Raw genomic sequence first — 17,529 nt, forward strand, 5'->3', positions numbered from 1 at the left:
GTCGAACCTACTCGGCCGCCTGGCTCGGCACGTGAGGCTGCGGGCCGTATTCATCGTCCAGCATCCCGTCGATCAGCTTGCGCGCCCAGAGTGCGCCGGCATCAATGTTGAGATTGTAGAACGGCATCCGCGGATTTCTGTCGATCGCGATCTGCTGCGCCTCGAGCACCGCGTGATCCTGATCGTAGACACCCTTGCCGTCGTTGACATGGGCCTTGTTGATGTCCCGGGTCAGCTGCTCGTCGTCCGTGCGGAACGTTCTGACGAAGTTCCAGAAATAATGGCAGGTCTTGTCTGTCTCCGGCGTGATGGCGGCCAGGAAGGCTCCGTTGACGCCCTGCGAGCGGTCACCTTGAGGAGCGCCCGTCCCGGTCGCGGCGACGCCCACGTCGCCGACGACGACAGACGGCGCCTGGAAATAGATGATCTGCCACCGGTCCACATGCTCGCCCGGCCTGTCGAGATGCTTGGCCCAGAAGGGCGGCGGTTCGATATCGATCATCCAGCGCGTCACGGTCGCGGTGCGATCGGAATGCGTGACGTCGAAGGGTGCACTGGTGATCGCCTCGTCGCCGATGCTGCCGGCATGGACATAGGTCTCGTGCGTCAGGTCCATGAGATTGTCGATCACGAGACGGTAGTCGCATTTCAGGCTGTAGAAGGTGCCGCCCTCGCCCACCCAATCGGTGCCGTCGTTCCAATGGAAGTCCGGGATCTTGGTCGGATCCGCCAGAGCGGGATCTCCGGGCCAGAGCCAAACGAGACGATGCCGCTCGGCGACAGGATAAGAGCGGACGCAGGCCGATGGATTGATGGTCTTCTGCGCCGGCATGTAGGTGCATCGGCCGGCCGAATTGAAGACGAGGCCGTGATAGCCGCAGATCACCTGATCGCCCTCGAGGCGTCCCATGGAAAGCGGCAGCAGCCGGTGCCAGCAGGCATCCTCCAGGGCCGTTATCTGTCCGTCGGTGCGGCGATAGAGAACCACGTCCTTATCGCAGATGGTCCGGGCTGCGAGCTCATGTTCGATCTCATGGCTCCAGGCAGCGGCATACCAAGCGTTGAGAGGAAAGGCTTTGGCGTGCGTCATCTGTTTTCTCCCGCAAAACAGGTTGTATACAGACAAGAGACGGAAGCAACTATACTTGAGGCTAATGCGGGTGTTTCAAGAGGCTCTTCGAGACGATATTGCCCAGCCTGTATACACAAAATGAAAGCGCCATCGTGTGATGGCGCTCTCGGTCGTCGACAGGCTCAGTTGGACTTTGCGGCTTTCACCGGATCCTTGACGTTCGGGATGGTGGCGAACTCCACGTTGTAGAGCTCGCCGTCCTTGCGCTCGACCTTGCGTACATAGATGTTCTGGATGATGTCGCGGGTCTGCGGGTCGATGGACACCGGACCACGCGGGCTGGTCCAGCTCATTCCCTTCATGGCGTCGATCAAGGCCTGACCTCCGGCGCCGTTGGTCTTCTTCAGGCCCTCGTAGATCAGGTGCATGCCGTCATAGCCGCCGACCGCCATGAAGTTCGGCCGCATCCCGTTGTTCGCCTTCTTGAAGGCCTCCACGAACGCCTTGTTCTCCGGGCTGTCGTGCGCTGCCGAGTAGTGGTGGGAGGTGACGGCGCCAAGCGCCACATCGCCGATACTGTTGAGCAGATCATCGTCAGTGACGCTGCCCTCGGCCAGGAAGCGGATACCGCTCTTGTCGAGGCCGCGCTCCACGAACTGCTTCATGAACTGTGCGCCGACGCCTGAGGGCACGAAGGCCAGTAGGGCATCGGGCTTGGCATCCGCCACCTTCTGCAGGAAGGGCGAGAAGTCGGGGTTCGCGAGCGGCACCCGCAGGTTCTCCACCTGCCCGCCAGCCTTGGTGAAGGTCTCGGTGAAGGCCTTCTCGACGTCGATGCCGGGGCCGTAATCCGACACGATGGTGACCACCCGCTTGAGCCCCTCCTTCGCCGCCCATTCCGCGAGAGGCACCGTGACCTGCGCGGCCGTGAAGCTGGAGCGCACGATATAAGGCGACTGCTCGGGAATGATCGAGGTGGCCGCGGCCATGACCACTTCCGGCACCTTCGCCTGCGTCGCCAGCGGTGCCGTCGCCAAGGCGAGCGGCGTCAGGCCGAACCCTGCCAGGACGGAGACCTTCTCCTGAACGATCAATTCCTGCGCCAGGCGCTTGGTCACGTCCGCCGTGCCGGTGTCATCCTTGAGGATGAGCTGAACCTTCTTGCCGGCGACCGTGTCACCCTTCTGCTGCATGTAGAGCTTCGCAGCCGCCTCGATCTGGCGCCCCGTCGAGGCGAAGGGACCCGTCATCGGCAGGATCAGGCCGATCTTTAGCGTCTCCTGAGCCGATGCTGCTGCCCCACTGAGGGCCAGCATGGCGGCCGCTGCACTCGCGGCATTTATGAAAGTCCGTCGTAGCATTTCTCATTCCTCCCGTTTGAGCCTTCCCCAGCTTTCGTGTCGGGCACTTGCCGGCCTCTTGGTAGGAGTTGGGGAAGGAATGTCTTTTGTTTCTTCAATCCGCTATTCGGGCTTGATCCCGGTACGCTTCACGAGATCGCCCCACCGGGCCATTTCCTTGGCGATGTGATCGCGGAATTCGGCGGGCGTGCTGGTCCAGACCTCCGCCCCCTCCAGCGAAAGCCGCTCGGCGATCTCAGGGGCTGCCATGGCGGTTCTGATTTCGGTGTTGAGCCGATCCACGATGGCCTTCGGCGTTCCGGCCGGAACCAAGATGCCATACCATTGAGACGCTTCGAATCCGGGAAAACCGGACTCGGCCACCGTGGGAACATTGGGGGCTCCCTTGAGGCGCGACGATCCGGAGACCGCAAGAGCCCGCATCGTACCCGCCTCGACATGCTGAAGCAGGTTGGGGGCGCCCGTGAAGGTGAGTTGCACGCGTCCTCCGAGCAGATCTGTCACCGCGGGCGCCGTGCCCCGATAAGGAACGTGGGTCATCGTGATTCCGGCGCGGTCGGCCAGCGCCACCATGGCGATATGCGCCGCACTGCCGATTCCGCCGGAGGCGTAGTTCAGCTTGCCGGGGTTCTGCTTGGCGTACTCGATCAGTTCCTGAAGCGTCTTGGCCGGCACATCCGGGTGGACGACGAGCATGTTGTGCACATTGGCGATGCCGCTGACCGGCTCGAAACTCTTCACCGGATCGTAAGGCAGCTTCGGATAGAGAGCCGGGTTCACGGCGAACGTGCCGATATGGCCCATGACCAGGGTATGACCATCCGCGGCGGCACGGGCAACGGATCCCACGCCGACGGAGCCGCCGGCGCCGGGGCGGGATTCGACGATGACCGGATACTTGAGGGCGCCCTCAAGCCTCTGCCCGAGAAGCCGCGCCAGAATGTCCGTCGATCCTCCGGGCGTGAAAGGCACGACCAGAAGGATGTTCTGACTTGGATAGGTCTGGGCTGCGACGCGCACCGAATAGCCGGCGGACAGGCCGAAAGCCGCTGCTCCCATGAGGATCTGGCGGCGATTGATGGTTGAGTGGGCAGGTCCGCTAAGCGACTTGTTCTGCATATGGCGTTTCCTCTGGCTTCTTATTTTGATGGTGATCGGTATCGACGGTCAGATGTCGACAGAACGGCTTTTTCCGCCCTCCAGGGCGTCATGGGATCGATCCGGTGCGCCTGGAACCGTGACGCCAAAGCGGTGATCTCGATCGACTCGACGAGGCCCGCCAGCGCGAACGGATCGTTCTCCGCAAAGGCTTGAGCCGCCTCGCGGGATGGAGCCTCCAGCACGCCGAAATTGCCGATCGGCGTCTCGCCATCGTCTTCCGTCAGGGCGCTCCCGATCAGCACCCTGGCGAGCCCACCGCCGCCGGTAGCGACATGCTGACGATGCGCATCGCGATGCTGCTCCCGCAGATCGGTTGCATCTGTCCGATGGCGGCAGATCATGAGCCAGTACATGACGTCACGCCGCCGCAGCCGAGGCGGCGGTCGCCCGGTTTTCCATGACGATCATACCTGCCCCCGTCATGGAAGCCGGCACGAAATAATGTTTGTGCCGAACCAGCACGTCCGGGTCCATGGCGCCGCGCATGACGAGCCACATCATGAGTTCCGCACCCTCGCTGCCGAACATCTCGACATACTGCTCGCGCGACATGTTCGCGAGCTTGTCGGGATCGTTGGCGATATCGTTCAGGAAGGCCTGGTCGGCTTCCGGATTGACGAAGCCGGCCCGGGCGCCCTGGAGCTGGTGCGAGAGACCGCCGGTTCCAAGAATGACGAAGCGCTCGTCACTGTCATAGCTTTCGATGGCCTGGCGCAGAACGCGGCCCATCTCATAGCAGCGGCTCGGAAGAGGAATCGGATACTGGATGACGTTGACGAAGATCGGGACGACCTTCACCGGCCATTCCTCGGGCTTGCCCCAGAACAGCTCCATCGGAACCTGCAGCCCATGATCGACCTCGATCTCCTGGCAGATCATCGGATCGAACCGGTTCTCGACGAGTTTGTCGATGAAGTGCCATGAAAAGTCGACGGCTCCCTTGAACGGAGCAATGGCGCGTGGTCCCCACCCCTCGTCGACCGGGCGGTACTCCTCCGCGCACCCCACGGCGAAGGTCGGCACCTTGTCGAGGAAGAACGTGTTGCCGTGATCGTTGAAGATCACCACAGCCACGTCGGGTTTGTTCTCTTTCACCCATTCTTGACCTGGGATGTAGCCGTCGAAGAACGGTTTCCAGTCGGGCGTATCGCGCAGCCCCTTGTCGAGAGCGGCACTGATGGAGGGAACATGGGACGTTCCGAGGCCCCCGATGAGCTTTGCCATTCTTATTTCTTCCCTAAACGATCCCGCAGGAAATCCGCGTGCTCCATTCCCGCCTGATGCGCGCCGATCTCCGTGATGCGAACCGGATCGACGGCCGAGATTTTGAGAATGAAGAAGAGGTTGCCGCCCAGACGCACCATCTCCCGCCAGTTGCGGCTCATCACGGCTTCCTTCTCCTCGGGCGTGAGGCCGAAGCGGTCGAGATAGGCGCTCTCGTTCTCCCGGAACGCCTCCCGATTGGCGGGAGTGCCGAGTCCCATGGCCATCTTGTTGATGCGGTATCCGCGAAGCGACCGCTTGCGATCGAACAGCGGCGTGTCCGGAATACGATCCGAGCTTGGGTCCTCGCCCATCGGTTTCAACTCCCCAGTCGCGGCGCGATCTGCGCTCGTGTTGTCGTTCTTGAATCCGAGGAAGCGGAGCAAAGCCTCGGACACCTGCTCGGGCTGCTCCAGGAGGGACATGTGTCCGCTATCCTCGATCACGACGAGTTCGGCGTTCGGGATTACGGACGCCATCTCCTCATGTTGGGCGAGCGGGCTCCAGCGATCCTGACGCCCGACCATCACCAGGGTCGGGCAGGCGATGTTCGGAAGATGCGGCCGCACGTTCGGCCGGTTCAGGAGCGCCTGGATCTGCCTGTCATGCTGCTCGGGCGTAGCGCGCATGACCATGGCCTTGAGCGGAGCAAGCAGGGTCTGATCCTCGACCCGGCCTTCATGAAGCATCGGCGGCAGCCACCTGTCGGCGAGGGCTTCCATACCCTCGGCAAAGGCCAGATCGATCATGACCTGGCGCTTTGCTTCCTCCCCCTCCCGTCGAGCATCAACGCCCGTGTCGATCAGAGCGAGCTTCTCGATGCGCTCGGGAGCAAGACGCGCCATCTCCATGGCCACGCGTGCGCCCATCGAATGCCCGATTGCGATCAGAGTCCCGTCAGCGAGCGCCAGCGCGGAACGGGCCATGGCCTCGATGGAGGCGAGTTCCGAGAAATCCGCAATGCGGATGTCGGCATAGGGCTCGAGAGCCGTCCTTTGCGCCTCCCAGATGCTGGCATCGCAAAGGAGCCCCGGCAGCAATACGATGGTCGGCCTTTTGCTCATGTGTCCGTGTATCTCTCCTCCCGGCAGGCAAAGATGAGCCAGGGGTCAAAGATGAAGCAAATGGTTTATTTTGAAGGATTGATGAAAATCCTTCATGAGCCTGACGGTTACTGCTTCGGAATACCGGCCTTTTCGATCACCGCCCGCCATTTCTCGATATCAGAGCGAAGGCGCTCGCTCAGTTCGGCAGGAGTCTCGCTGCGGGCCTCGATGCCAAGATCGAGCAGGCGAGCCTTCACGTCGTCCGCCTTCAGAATGTCCTGCAGGGCCTTGTTCAGGGTGTCGATGATAGGCTGGGGCGTTCCCTTGGGGGCGAACAGGGCGTTCCACGATGTCACGTCGAAGCCCTCGATCCCGGACTCCCGCACGGTCGGAACGTCGGGCATGGCGGCGGAGCGGCGCGGCCCGGAGGACGCGATCGCCCTCACCTGCTTGCCCTCGAGCCCCGACTTCACGGCCGCCTGGCTGTCGATGAGCAGATGGGTATCGTTCCTGAGCAGGGAGACCAGCGCATCGGGCGTGCTGCGGAACGGCACATGGACCAGATCGACTCCTGCCTCCGACTTGAAGAGAACCGAGGAGAGGTGCTGGCTGCTGCCGACCGCGACCGTGGCGACGTTCAGCGTTCCTGGCTTGTCCTTCGCCTGCTGAAGGAAATCCTTGAGACTCTTGAAGTTCGAGTCCGCATTGACGACGAAGAGGAAGTCGAACGTGCCGAGGGTGGAAACCGGGACGAAGTCGGACTGCGGATCGAACGGGAGCTTGGCGAAAAGCGGCACGCTGATCGCGGTGCCGTTCGTCAGCATGGTCAGGGTGTATCCATCAGGAGCGCCCGAGAGTGCGGCTCGGGCCGCCGTGATGCCGCCGGCTCCCGGCATGTTCTCGACGATGAAGCGCTGCCCGAGGTTCTCGCTCAGCTTTTCGGACACGATGCGGATCGTGATGTCGGCCACGCCGCCGGCTCCGAAGGGAACCACCACTTTCACGGGGCGCGTGGGATAAGCCGGCTGCGCCTGCACAGGAGCGGATGCTCCGAGGCCCGCCACCATGGCGAGAGCCAGCAGAGATCGTCTCGTGACCGTTCCGAACATGATGTGTTTCTCCCTGATCATTTCATGTGCTGCATCGCCGCCGCCGGCAGGTCTCGTGTCGCGGCTTTCAATCCGCAAAGCGGAAAAGGCGCGCCGGGTTTTCGACGAGAAGCTTGTGCTGAACAGCCGGATCCGGCGCGTAGAGCGGGATGAGATCGACCAGATCGCCATCATCGGGCATGACCGGCACGTTCGGGTGCGGCCAGTCCGTTCCCCACAGGACGCGATCCGGCGCCGCATCGATCAGGGCCTTGCCGAACGGAGCGACATCGTGGAAGGGCGATCCCGCGCGTGAAATGCGCTCAGGGCAGGTAACCTTGACCCAGCACTTCTCATCGCTCCGCACCAGATCGAGCAACGCCACGAAGGCAAGCTGATCGAGGCCGAGGCCCGCATCCACGACGCCCATGTGATCGAGCACGTATGGAACGGGCAGCGCCATCAGCCTGGGTCTGAAGTCGGGAAGCAAGGTTGCGGGAAGATAGAGATCCACGTGCCAGTCGAGGGCAGCAATGCGCTCCACGATCCTGTCGAAGGAGGACATGTCGGGCGCCTTGCCGAGACGCGGCAGGAAGGTGAAGCGGCATCCGGTCATGCCCGCGTCGGCAAGGCGCCGGAGATCCTGGTCGCTGAACGTCTCATCCACGTTCGCGACGCCCTTGTAACGCCCGTTGCTCTGGGCGATGGCATCGGTCACGACCCGGTTGTCGCGTCCATGGGGCGTCGCGTTGACGATCACCGCCCGCTCGACACCGAGACGATTATGCAACGCGCGGAACATCTCCAAAGGCGCGTCCGGTGGCGTATAGGGCCGCTCCGGCACATAGGGATAGCGCTCGTTAGGCCCGAAGATGTGACAATGGGTGTCGCAGGCCTTCGGCGGCAGCTTGAAGGATGGAACGTGCGGATCGGGATGCGGAGGCGGGATCGTCGGCGCTGACGTCGTTCTGATGCACTGACCTTCATGGAACGGGTTTGGCCGCCCATGAAATGCTTCAGCATTAAAATGAAGCAAATGGTTTGTTTTTGGCTATTAGTGAATATACTTCATATATTCCGACGAACCGAGCCTTTGCGTCCCCTTGAGCGAATGAACCCGATGCGCATCGACTTTCTCGGCCTCCACGCCTTCGTCGCCATTGCCGAGCGCGGCAGCTTCCAGCACGCGGCGGCGCATCTCAATCTGTCGCAGACGGCCCTCAGCCACCGGATCCGCAAGCTCGAAGAGGACCTCGGCGTGAAGCTTCTGTCCCGGACGACCCGCGAGGTCTCGCTGACCCAGGCCGGCCTCAATCTTCTGCCCAAGGTGAAGGAGACCATCGAAAGCCTCGCGGGCTCCCTGGACGAGCTCCGCCATGAGGGGCGCAGCCGCCAGGAAACCTTGTCGATCGGATGCCTTCCCACCATTGCATCCGGCCGCCTACCCAAGGCGCTGCGACGCTTCCAGGAGCGGCATCCGGATGTGATGCTCCGGATCTACGACAACTCCGCGACCGAGATCAGCTCTCTCGTCCATGACGGCACAATAGCCTTCGGTATCACCCTCGTGGCGGCGCACCGCTGGGATTTCGACATCGAGATGCTGATCAAGGACCCATTCACGCTCGTCTGCCCCGAGGACCACCCCCTGGCCGCACAATCGGACGTGAGCTGGTCCGATCTCACGGAGGAGCCTCTGATCAGGATCAGTCTCCAGACAGGCAATCGGATCATCATCGACGATGCGCTCGGAAGCCGCCGGGAAGCATTGAGTTGGCGCTTCGAGGTCCAGCACATTCAGACGGCGGTCGCCCTCGTCCGAGCCGGAGTGGCGCTCACCGTTATTCCCAGTCTCGCCTTCGATACGGTCGACGAGCGCGGGCTCAAACTGATTCCCCTGCGCAACCCGAGCGTCACCCGTCAGCTCGGCATCATCTCGAAGCGAGGCACCCCTCTCTCGCCACTCGCCGACGAGTTGCGCAAGCTCATCGTGCAGACATTCGCCGAACCCAAGCACAGGTCCTCGGCGGGACGGATCGACAAACCAGGCGGCAGAATGAAAAAAATTCATCAAAGCCCATAAATAAACCATTTGATGCACCCATACGGCTGATGCACCCTGCCGGCGATCCATTCACCAGCAGGTGGGAGACGGACCATTCAGCCTCGCATTCCTTGCATGATCCTTCGGGGCGGCACCTCCAAGGGTGCCTATTTCCTGGCAGACGATCTTCCGTCCGATCCCGCGCAGCGTGACGCGCTTCTGCTGTCGATCATGGGATCGCCGGACCCGCGCCAGATCGACGGCATGGGCGGCGCTCATCCGCTCACGAGCAAGATCGCCATCGTGTCCAGGTCCAAGCGTCCGGATTGCGATGTGGACTTCCTCTTTGGCCAAGTTGTCGTCGACAAGCCCAAGGTGGACGTCACGCCGAATTGCGGAAACATCCTGGCCGGCATCGGGCCGTTCGCCATTGAGCGCGGCCTCGTCCCGGTTCAGGGTCCGGTCACGCAGGTGCGCGTCCATACGGTGAATACCGGAACGATTGCCGAACTGAGCGTCCAGACGCCTGGCGGTCATGTGGCCTACGGTGGCGATGCCCGCATCGATGGCGTGCCGGGTACCGCCGCGCCCATCGCCGTCGAGTTCCTCGATGCCGCCGGCTCCGTCTGCGGCTCGCTCCTGCCGACGGGGAATGCCGTCGATCACGTCGCAGGTGTCGACGCGACCCTGATCGACAATGGCATGCCCGTCGTGGTGCTCGAGGCGGCTTCGGTCGGTCGAACCGGATACGAACCCCGCGACGTGCTCGACAAGGATACGGAACTGAAGGCGCGGCTCGAGGAAATCCGCCTCGAAGCGGGCAGGCTCATGGGGTTGGGCGATGTCTCATCCAAGGTCGTGCCCAAGATGGCGCTGGTCGCGCCGCCGCAAGCAGGCGGGCATGTCTGCACCCGCAGCTTCATTCCCCACGAATGCCACGCCTCCATCGGGGTCTTCGCCGCCGTGACGGTCGCCACCGCCTGCGTGCTGCCGGGATCTCCAGCGGCCCGTGTCTCCAAGATCCCGCCCGGACGCGAGAAGACGCTTTCGGTGGAGCACCCGACCGGTGAGTTCAGCGTCGTGATCGAAGTCGGCGGAACCGAAGAGAATCCGGTCGTGGAGAGGGCCGGTCTCCTGCGGACCGCGCGCCTGCTCTTCGAGGGCTATGCCTTCGCGCACGAAGCCCTGGCGCATTCGCTCGAGGCCGGCCGCGACGCCGCCTGATTCGACCATCCTTTCTCTACTGAGGCTCTTATGACTCCTGGAAAGACCGGACTTGTCGTCACCGCCCATCCCGGCGACTTCGTGTGGCGCGCAGGCGGCGCCATCGCCCTGCATGCAAAGAAGGGCTATCGCATGAAGATCGTCTGCCTCTCCTTCGGCGAGCGCGGCGAGAGCCAGTGGGCCTGGAAGAAGGGTGACGTATCGCTCTCGGACGTGAAGGCGCAGCGGCGCGAGGAGGCCGAGCGCGCCGCCGGGACGCTCGGAGCCGAGATCGAGTTCTTCGATGCCGGCGACTACCCCCTCCACACCACACCCGAGATGCTCGATCGCCTCGTCGACATCTACCGCGAGCTCAAGCCGTCCTTCGTGCTCACGCACTCTCTGGAGGATCCCTACAACGTGGACCATCCCGAGGCGACGCGCTTCGCCCAGGAAGCCCGCATCATCGCCCAGGCGGCCGGCCACAAGCCGAACCCGGACCTCGCCTACAACGCGCCGCCGGTGTTCCTGTTCGAGCCGCACCAGCCCGAGCAGTGCAACTACAAGCCCAACGTGATCCTGAACATCGACGATGTCTGGGAGACCAAGCGCAAAGCCTTCGAGATTCTCGCCGCCCAGAAGCACCTGTGGGAATACTACACCCGCGTGGCCCTGAACCGGGGCATGCAGGGCGGCCGCAATTCCGGCCGCGCCATGACCTATGGCGAAGCCTATCAGCGAATCTTCCCCCAGATCGTCGAGGAATTGGCATGAAGCCCGTCGTCGTCACCAACACGCCTCGCATCGACCGCTCAGTGGTCGACCGCCTCGCGGAACTCGGCACCGCGACGACCCATGAGGCCATGGGGCGCATCGGTCTCATGAAGCCCTACATGCGGCCGATCTGGGCGGGAGCGCAGGTGGCCGGCAGCGCCGTGACGGTGCTGGCCCAACCCGGCGACAACTGGATGATCCATGTCGCCGTCGAGCAGTGCCAGCCGGGCGACATTCTGGTCGTCGGCGTGACCACCGATAATACGGATGGCATGTTCGGCGATCTGCTGGCCACGTCCCTGAAGGCCAGGGGTGTGGTCGGCCTCGTTATCGATGCCGGCGTCCGCGACGTGAAGACCCTGACCGAAATGGGCTTTCCCGTTTGGTCCCGTGCCATTTCCGCAAAGGGAACGGTGAAGGCGACGCTCGGATCGGTCAATGTCCCGGTGGTCTGCGCAGGCGCTCTGGTGAAGCCCGGCGACATCGTCGTTGCCGATGACGACGGCGTCGTGGTGGTTCCGCGCAAGGAGGCTGAAGCCATTGCGGTCGCGGGCGAGGCCCGCGTCGCCAATGAAGGCTCGAAGCGCGAGACCCTCGCCTCGGGCGTTCTCGGCCTCGACCTCTACAACATGCGCGAGCCGCTGGCGAAGGCGGGTCTGACCTATGTCGAATACAAGGATGAGGACTGACGGTTTCGTCAGCCTCATGAGGAGCGGTGGAACCACATGAGCCTTGAGATTACCTTCATCGGCTATGGAGAAGTCGGACAGCTCTTCTCCCGTCAGCTCGCGACCAAACCGGGCGTGAGGATCACGGTCTATGACATCCTCTTCGACGATCCCCGGAAAGGATCGGAGCTGCGGCAGCGGGCGTCGGGGACCAGCGTTCATGCGGACGACAGCGTCGCCGATGCCTGCCGCGGAGCCGACATCGTGATCTCTGCCGTAACGGCTGATTCCGCCGTTACAGCGGCAGCACAAGCTGCCGCGCATCTCAGGCCGTCGCAGATCTATGTCGACCTCAACTCCGTCTCTCCCGCAACCAAGGAACAGGTGGCTGGTCCGGTCAGGCAAAGCGGCGCGGACTTCGTCGAATTTGCCGTCATGGCTCCTGTGAAGGAGCCTGGAATCGAGGTCCCGATCCTGAGCGGTGGCGAGCGGGCCGAAGAGGTCTCGGCTCGCCTGAACGAACTCGGCATGAAGATTACTCCGGTCAGCACTGGGATCGGAACGGCTTCCGCCACGAAGCTGTGCCGCAGCATCGTCATCAAAGGCATGGAGGCTCTCATGGTCGACTTCACGCTCGCATCGGAACGGGCCGGCGTTGCGCCTGCCGTCCTGGCGAGCCTGAAAGCCTCCTATCCCGGCATGGACTGGGAGAACGTGGCGAAGGTCATGATGTCCCGCGTCAGGCAGCACGGGGTCCGGCGCGCCGCGGAGATGCGGGAGGCCAGCCGGATGATCGATGAACTGGGCCTCGACGGCTCTCTCGCCAATGCCATCGCCGACCGCCACGAGAGTTTTGCCAAGGCAAACGAGACGTAGGTTCGGCCGAGCATCTGGAACTGGCCCCCGTCCCTCGCCTTGAGCACCACCTCTAACACCCCTCCACGTCATGGCCGGCCTTGTGCCGGCCATCCCGATTGTGTGAAGCGCCACGCCTGCCTTAATCGGGATCACCGGCACAAGGCCGGTGATGACAGACGGAGCGGCAATCCAGATGAGACCATCACATTGGAAGCCCCGTATAGTTCTCCGCCAGCGAGCGCGCTGCTGCTTCCGAACTCCTGAGATAGTCGAACTCCGCCCGCTGGATTCGGCGACTGAAGGCGTCCTTGTTCGGGAACGTGTGAAGGATGGAGGTCATCCACCAGGAGAACCGCTCCGCCTTCCAGATCCGCGAGAGCACACGGGCGGAATATCCGTCGATCCCGGCGGAGGATCGGTCGGCGTAGAATGCGATGAAAGCTTCGGCCAGAGCACCGACATCGCTCGCCGCAAGATTCAATCCCTTGGCGCCGGTGGGTGGGACGATGTGAGCGGCGTCCCCCGCCAGGAACAGGCGACCGAACCGAAGCGGCTCGGCGACGAAGCTCCTCAACGGCGCGATGGATTTCTCTATGGAAGGACCCGTCACCAGGTTGTCGGCCGTTTCCTCGTCGACCCTCCGGCGCAACTCGTCCCAGAAACGATCGTCGGACCATTCCTGGACCTGTTCGTCCGCAGGCACCTGAACGTAGTAGCGGCTGCGGGTGGGTGAGCGCATGGAGCAGAGGGCGAACCCGCGCTCGTGATGGGCGTAGATCAGCTCCTCGGCGACCGGCGGTTTGTCGACAAGAATACCGAGCCAGCCGAAGGGATAGACCCTTTCGAACGTCCGGATGGAACCTGCGGGCACGCTGGCGCGGGCAACGCCATGGTAGCCGTCACACCCGGCGATGAAATCGCAGGCGAGTTCGTGCTCCACCCCATCCTTGAGGTAGCGCACCTTGGGCTTGTCGCTGTCGAAATCATGAAGCGACACATTCTCGGCTTCGTAGATCGTTTTCGCCCCTGAGTCGTCGCGTGCCTGCATGAGATCACGGGTGACTTCCGTCTGGCCGTAGACTGTCACCGTCCTGCCGATCAGTTCGCGGAAGTTGAAGCGGTGCTTGTCACCGTCGAAGCAGAGCTCCACCCCGTCATGAACCAAGCCGTCCGCGTGCAATCTCTCGCTGACATCCGCCCTATCGAGGAGCTCGACCGTGCCCTGTTCGAGAACGCCGGCACGAATGCGCCCGAGCACGTAGTCCTGGCTGCGCCGTTCGAGGATGACAGTTTCGATTCCGGCTTTGTCCAGAAGGCGTCCGAGCAGAAGCCCGGCCGGGCCCGCACCGATGATGGCGACCTTGGTCCGCATGCTCAATTTCCTCCGACATGGCAGCCGCAGCCGCCTTCGTCACTTCGGGACACGATGAACCCCGCCCGCCGAACGCCCAATAGACAAAGCGAGCATCGGATTGGACAATTCGAACATTCCGCCGGACATAAAGGATAGGGCAGTCTTGGCCATCGGCAGCATTCCGACTTACGCACTCTATGGAGAAACCGGGAACGATCCGACGGCGGACTGGGTCCATTGCGAGACCATCCAGATCCGCAGTCGCTTGCACAATTACAGGATTCTGCCCCATCGGCACGAGAAGCTGTTCCAGATCCTTCATCTGACCGGCGGCACGGCTGAGATCGTGGTCGATGGCCGGAGCATGCAGCTGACCGGACCGTCCATCGTCACCCTGCCCTCGATGACGGTGCACGGCTACACGTTCTCGCCGAGCGTGCAGGGAATGGTGCTGACCCTGTTCGATAGCCGCCTGACTCATATTCTGGCGGCCATGGACGGCGTCCGAGAGACATTCCGATCCGTTCAGGTGATCAGCCTCCAGGACCACGAGGATGCCGCCCGCTCCTTGGTCGCCGACATGGCCTCCCTTGCGGCCGAATTTTCTGGTCGCGGGTCCGGACGCCTTGAAGCCAAAGAGGCCCGCCTGATGCTCATACTGATCGCACTCCATCGGCTGCAGGGCTCGGGCCAGTCCGCCGGCAATCACGGTCCTGGGCGGAGGGCGCTTCAGCATGCCTTGCGTTTTCGGGAACTCGTCGACCGGGATTTCCGGAGCCATCATCCGATCGAGGTCTATGCCCGCAAGCTGGGCCTGACCTCACCCCACCTCAACCGCATCTGCCGGGAACATCTCGGCGACACGGCGCTCGGCATCGTTCATCAGCGGATCGTCCTTGAGGCCAAGCGCTACCTGACCTTCACCACGTTGAGCGCCAAGGAGATCGCCCTGTCGCTCGCGTTCGACGATCCAGCCTATTTCGCTCGCTTCTTCAAACAGAAAACCGGACTTCCGCCCCTCGCCTTCCGGGCCATGCAGCAGAGCACGATGGCTTGAACCAGCCGGCGCATCGCGCGGAACCGGAGGTTCGCATCAACGATGCGCAACGGATGGATGGATCCGATGCGTTAGAACCCGGACTGGGTCATGGCGTTACCTGCATGAGGAGATACGCCATGTCCGACACCGAGCGAAAGAACCCCGGCGACGAGGATGTGCCGGGCACCAAGCAAACGGGGGAGAACATCTGCCCGACCTGTCACGGATCCGGCAGCATCGGACAGAAGCCATGCCCGGATTGCGGCGGCTCCGGCCGGGTCACCGTTATCGTCGGAGACGCCTGACGGAGGCTACTTTTCAGCCGCCTTCGAGGGTACGAAGCTCATGCTCGCAATCAGGCCGTGAGCCCTGCTCAAGGCTGCGGCTGAGGAGACCACCATCTGCGGCAGCACCATCCACTCGAGAGTCCAGGCCGCTCCGGAACGCTCGTTCTCATGCACCAAGGCTTGATGCAGGGTGCCCAGCATTCCGGCATTGAAGCGGGCGAGCGTCACCAGCACCTCTGCCGGAACCGGATTGGACTTGTGCGGCATGGCGGACGATCCGCCGCCCGATGCCAACCGAACCTCGCCGACCTCGTTCTGCGCCATCAGGGCGATATCCTGCCCGATCTTGCCCAGCGTGCCGGTGAGCAGCGAGAGGAAAGCGCCGAACTCGCCGATCCTGTCTCGCTGCGAATGCCAGGACGGGGCAAGACCGAGGCCGAGGATCTCGGCCATGGCATCGGCCACCGCATCGCCATGACCTTTCAGCTCGCCGCGGGTCCCGATGGGGCCGCCGAGTTGGAGAACGAGCTGGCGCGGCGCGAGAGCCTGCAGGGCTTCCCTATGCCGCTCAAGGGGCTGAATCCAGGTATCGATCTTGTCGGCCGCGGAGAAAGGAAGCGCCTGCTGCATCCGGGTATGCGCCATGAGGCGCGCCGAGCCGTCCCGGCGCTTCAATCCGTCGAGGCTCTGGATCAGCGTATCGAGGCGATGGCCGAGAACCTCGATCACGCTCTTGAGACGCAGGACAAGAGCGGTGTCGATGATGTCCTGGCTGGTCGCTCCCAGGTGAACGGATTGGCCATGGGGTTCGCCAACGGTGGCGCGCAGCTGCTTGACGAAGTCCGGAACGATCACGCCATCCCGAGCCAAGCCTTCGGCGAGCTTGGTCCAATCCGCTTGAAAGCTCTCGCAGACCTCGGCGATCCGGCGCGCGGCCTCCTCACCGATCAGTCCGGCCTTCGCCTCGGCCTCTGCAAGAGCGGCCTCGACCCGCAGCATGGCGGAGAGTTCGGCCTCGTTGGAAAAGAACGCCCCCACCTCCTCGTCACCGACAAGGGCCTGCAGGATGGGAAATGGGAGCGTTTGTGTCATCACGAACCTCGCGTCAGACGGCCTCGAGGGCAATGGCGATACCCTGCCCGACGCCGATGCACATGGTGGCGAGCGCGCGCTTCTTGCCCCGGAGCTTCAGCTCCAGCGCGGCGGTGCCAGTGATGCGCGCGCCCGACATGCCCAGCGGATGGCCGAGGGCGATGGCGCCGCCATTCGGGTTCACGTTCTCGGCATCTTCCGGAATGCCGAGCTCGCGGAGAACCGCGATGCCCTGGCTGGCGAAGGCTTCGTTCAGCTCCACCACGTCGAAATCCGTCGGCTTGATGCCGAGACGAGCGCACAGCTTCTTCGTGGCGGGAGCCGGTCCGATGCCCATGATGCGCGGCGCGACACCGGCGGCGGCGCCCCCGATGACCCGGGCGATGGGCTCGAGCCCGAACTTCCGGACGGCCGCTTCAGAGGCGACGATCAGGGCGGCCGCGCCGTCATTGACGCCGGAGGCATTGCCCGCCGTCACCGTTCCGTCCTTGCGGAAGGGAGTCGGCAGCTTCGCCAGCTGCTCCAGGGTGGTGTCGCCACGGGGATGCTCGTCCCTGTCGACGATGACCGGGTCGCCCTTCCGCTTCGGGATCGTGACCGGCACGATCTCCTGGGCGAGACGGCCGTTGGCCTGGGCCGCGGCCGCCTTGTGCTGCGAGCGCAGGGCGAACGCGTCCTGGTCCTCGCGCGAGACATGGAAGTCGGCCGCCACGTTCTCGCCGGTCTCCGGCATGGAATCGACGCCGTATTGGCTCTTGATCAGCGGGTTGATGAAGCGCCAGCCGATGGTGGTGTCGTAAATCTCGGCATTGCGCGAGAACGCCGTATCGGCCTTGGGCATCACGAAGGGCGCGCGCGACATGGATTCGACGCCGCCCGCGATCATGATCTCCGCCTCGCCCGCCTTGATGGCGCGGGCCGCGGCGATGACCGCGTCCATGCCGGAGCCGCAGAGGCGGTTCATGGTCGTTCCGGGGATCGAACCGGGCAGGCCCGACAGCAGCACGGCCATGCGGGCCACGTTGCGGTTATCCTCACCCGCCTGGTTGGCGCAGCCGTAGATCACGTCGTCGACAGCCTCGAAATCGAGGTTCGGGAGACGCTCCCGGAGAGCCTTCAGCGGAACGGCCGCGAGGTCGTCGGCACGGACGCTGGAAAGAGAGCCGCCATAGCGGCCGATGGGTGTGCGCACATAGGCGCAGATATAGGCTTCACGCAT

General features: G+C 63.4%; 18 protein-coding genes. 7 read left to right on the forward strand and 11 right to left on the reverse strand.

Annotated features, from left to right (window positions below):
* Positions 1 to 7: 7 nt before the first annotated feature.
* The 8 genes from FS320_RS05890 to FS320_RS05930 form a co-directional block, all read right to left on the reverse strand.
* Entirely contained in the window at positions 8 to 1,090 is a 1,083-nt protein-coding gene (locus tag FS320_RS05890) for an aromatic ring-hydroxylating dioxygenase subunit alpha (RefSeq protein ID WP_152710165.1), read from the reverse strand.
* 164 nt (positions 1,091 to 1,254) lie between these two features.
* A complete protein-coding gene (locus FS320_RS05895; RefSeq protein WP_152710166.1) occupies positions 1,255 to 2,433 on the reverse strand; it encodes an ABC transporter substrate-binding protein in 1,179 nt (392 codons plus the stop codon).
* A 102-nt stretch (positions 2,434 to 2,535) separates the two neighbouring features.
* The gene (locus tag FS320_RS05900) at positions 2,536 to 3,552 is read right to left on the reverse strand and encodes a Bug family tripartite tricarboxylate transporter substrate binding protein (protein ID WP_152710167.1); all 1,017 of its coding nucleotides are present in this window, start codon (positions 3,550 to 3,552) and stop codon (positions 2,536 to 2,538) included.
* A gap of 20 nt (positions 3,553 to 3,572) precedes the next feature.
* The gene (locus tag FS320_RS05905) at positions 3,573 to 3,947 is read right to left on the reverse strand and encodes a YciI family protein (RefSeq protein WP_152710168.1); all 375 of its coding nucleotides are present in this window, start codon (positions 3,945 to 3,947) and stop codon (positions 3,573 to 3,575) included.
* Positions 3,948 to 3,951: 4 nt separating this feature from the next.
* On the reverse strand, positions 3,952 to 4,818 hold the full coding sequence (locus tag FS320_RS05910; protein WP_152710169.1) for a class III extradiol dioxygenase family protein: 867 nt from the start codon (positions 4,816 to 4,818) through the stop codon (positions 3,952 to 3,954).
* A gap of 2 nt (positions 4,819 to 4,820) precedes the next feature.
* Complete coding sequence (locus FS320_RS46990) at positions 4,821 to 5,921, reverse strand: alpha/beta fold hydrolase (RefSeq protein ID WP_202882833.1); 1,101 nt, start codon at positions 5,919 to 5,921, stop codon at positions 4,821 to 4,823.
* A gap of 107 nt (positions 5,922 to 6,028) precedes the next feature.
* A complete protein-coding gene (locus FS320_RS05925; RefSeq protein ID WP_152710170.1) occupies positions 6,029 to 7,012 on the reverse strand; it encodes a Bug family tripartite tricarboxylate transporter substrate binding protein in 984 nt (327 codons plus the stop codon).
* Between the two features lie 67 nt (positions 7,013 to 7,079).
* Positions 7,080 to 7,964, reverse strand: coding sequence for an amidohydrolase family protein (locus tag FS320_RS05930; RefSeq protein ID WP_338105299.1), 885 nt, complete (start codon positions 7,962 to 7,964; stop codon positions 7,080 to 7,082).
* 147 nt (positions 7,965 to 8,111) lie between these two features.
* Between FS320_RS05930 and FS320_RS05935 the strand changes: the two genes are divergently transcribed.
* From FS320_RS05935 to FS320_RS05955, 5 genes are all read left to right on the forward strand, one after another.
* Positions 8,112 to 9,074: a LysR family transcriptional regulator gene (locus tag FS320_RS05935; RefSeq protein WP_162002851.1), complete on the forward strand. Its 963-nt coding sequence runs from the start codon at positions 8,112 to 8,114 to the stop codon at positions 9,072 to 9,074.
* A gap of 96 nt (positions 9,075 to 9,170) precedes the next feature.
* On the forward strand, positions 9,171 to 10,259 hold the full coding sequence (locus FS320_RS05940; protein WP_152710173.1) for a 4-oxalomesaconate tautomerase: 1,089 nt from the start codon (positions 9,171 to 9,173) through the stop codon (positions 10,257 to 10,259).
* 30 nt (positions 10,260 to 10,289) lie between these two features.
* Complete coding sequence (locus FS320_RS05945) at positions 10,290 to 11,012, forward strand: PIG-L deacetylase family protein (protein WP_152710174.1); 723 nt, start codon at positions 10,290 to 10,292, stop codon at positions 11,010 to 11,012.
* Positions 11,009 to 11,701, forward strand: a complete 693-nt coding sequence (locus FS320_RS05950) for a 4-carboxy-4-hydroxy-2-oxoadipate aldolase/oxaloacetate decarboxylase (protein WP_152710175.1) — start codon at positions 11,009 to 11,011, stop codon at positions 11,699 to 11,701. Before FS320_RS05945 ends, FS320_RS05950 begins: the two co-directional genes overlap by 4 nt.
* A 36-nt stretch (positions 11,702 to 11,737) precedes the next feature.
* Positions 11,738 to 12,556, forward strand: coding sequence for a DUF1932 domain-containing protein (locus FS320_RS05955; RefSeq protein WP_152710176.1), 819 nt, complete (start codon positions 11,738 to 11,740; stop codon positions 12,554 to 12,556).
* Positions 12,557 to 12,740: 184 nt separating this feature from the next.
* On the opposite strand, the gene pobA is transcribed toward FS320_RS05955, so the two are convergent.
* Positions 12,741 to 13,910: a 4-hydroxybenzoate 3-monooxygenase gene (gene pobA, locus FS320_RS05960; RefSeq protein ID WP_152710177.1), complete on the reverse strand. Its 1,170-nt coding sequence runs from the start codon at positions 13,908 to 13,910 to the stop codon at positions 12,741 to 12,743.
* A gap of 145 nt (positions 13,911 to 14,055) precedes the next feature.
* On the opposite strand from pobA, the gene FS320_RS05965 reads away from it, so the two are divergent.
* The gene (locus tag FS320_RS05965) at positions 14,056 to 14,949 is read left to right on the forward strand and encodes a helix-turn-helix domain-containing protein (RefSeq protein ID WP_162002852.1); all 894 of its coding nucleotides are present in this window, start codon (positions 14,056 to 14,058) and stop codon (positions 14,947 to 14,949) included.
* Between the two features lie 119 nt (positions 14,950 to 15,068).
* Positions 15,069 to 15,236, forward strand: coding sequence for a hypothetical protein (locus FS320_RS45810; RefSeq protein WP_162866258.1), 168 nt, complete (start codon positions 15,069 to 15,071; stop codon positions 15,234 to 15,236).
* Between the two features lie 6 nt (positions 15,237 to 15,242).
* Here FS320_RS45810 and FS320_RS05970 read toward each other — a convergent pair whose 3' ends face one another.
* Positions 15,243 to 16,310, reverse strand: a complete 1,068-nt coding sequence (locus FS320_RS05970) for a 3-carboxy-cis,cis-muconate cycloisomerase (protein WP_152710179.1) — start codon at positions 16,308 to 16,310, stop codon at positions 15,243 to 15,245.
* Between the two features lie 13 nt (positions 16,311 to 16,323).
* A complete protein-coding gene (pcaF, locus tag FS320_RS05975; RefSeq protein WP_152710180.1) occupies positions 16,324 to 17,529 on the reverse strand; it encodes a 3-oxoadipyl-CoA thiolase in 1,206 nt (401 codons plus the stop codon).

The organism is Microvirga tunisiensis (assembly GCF_009296175.1).
Classification (GTDB): domain Bacteria; phylum Pseudomonadota; class Alphaproteobacteria; order Rhizobiales; family Beijerinckiaceae; genus Microvirga; species Microvirga tunisiensis.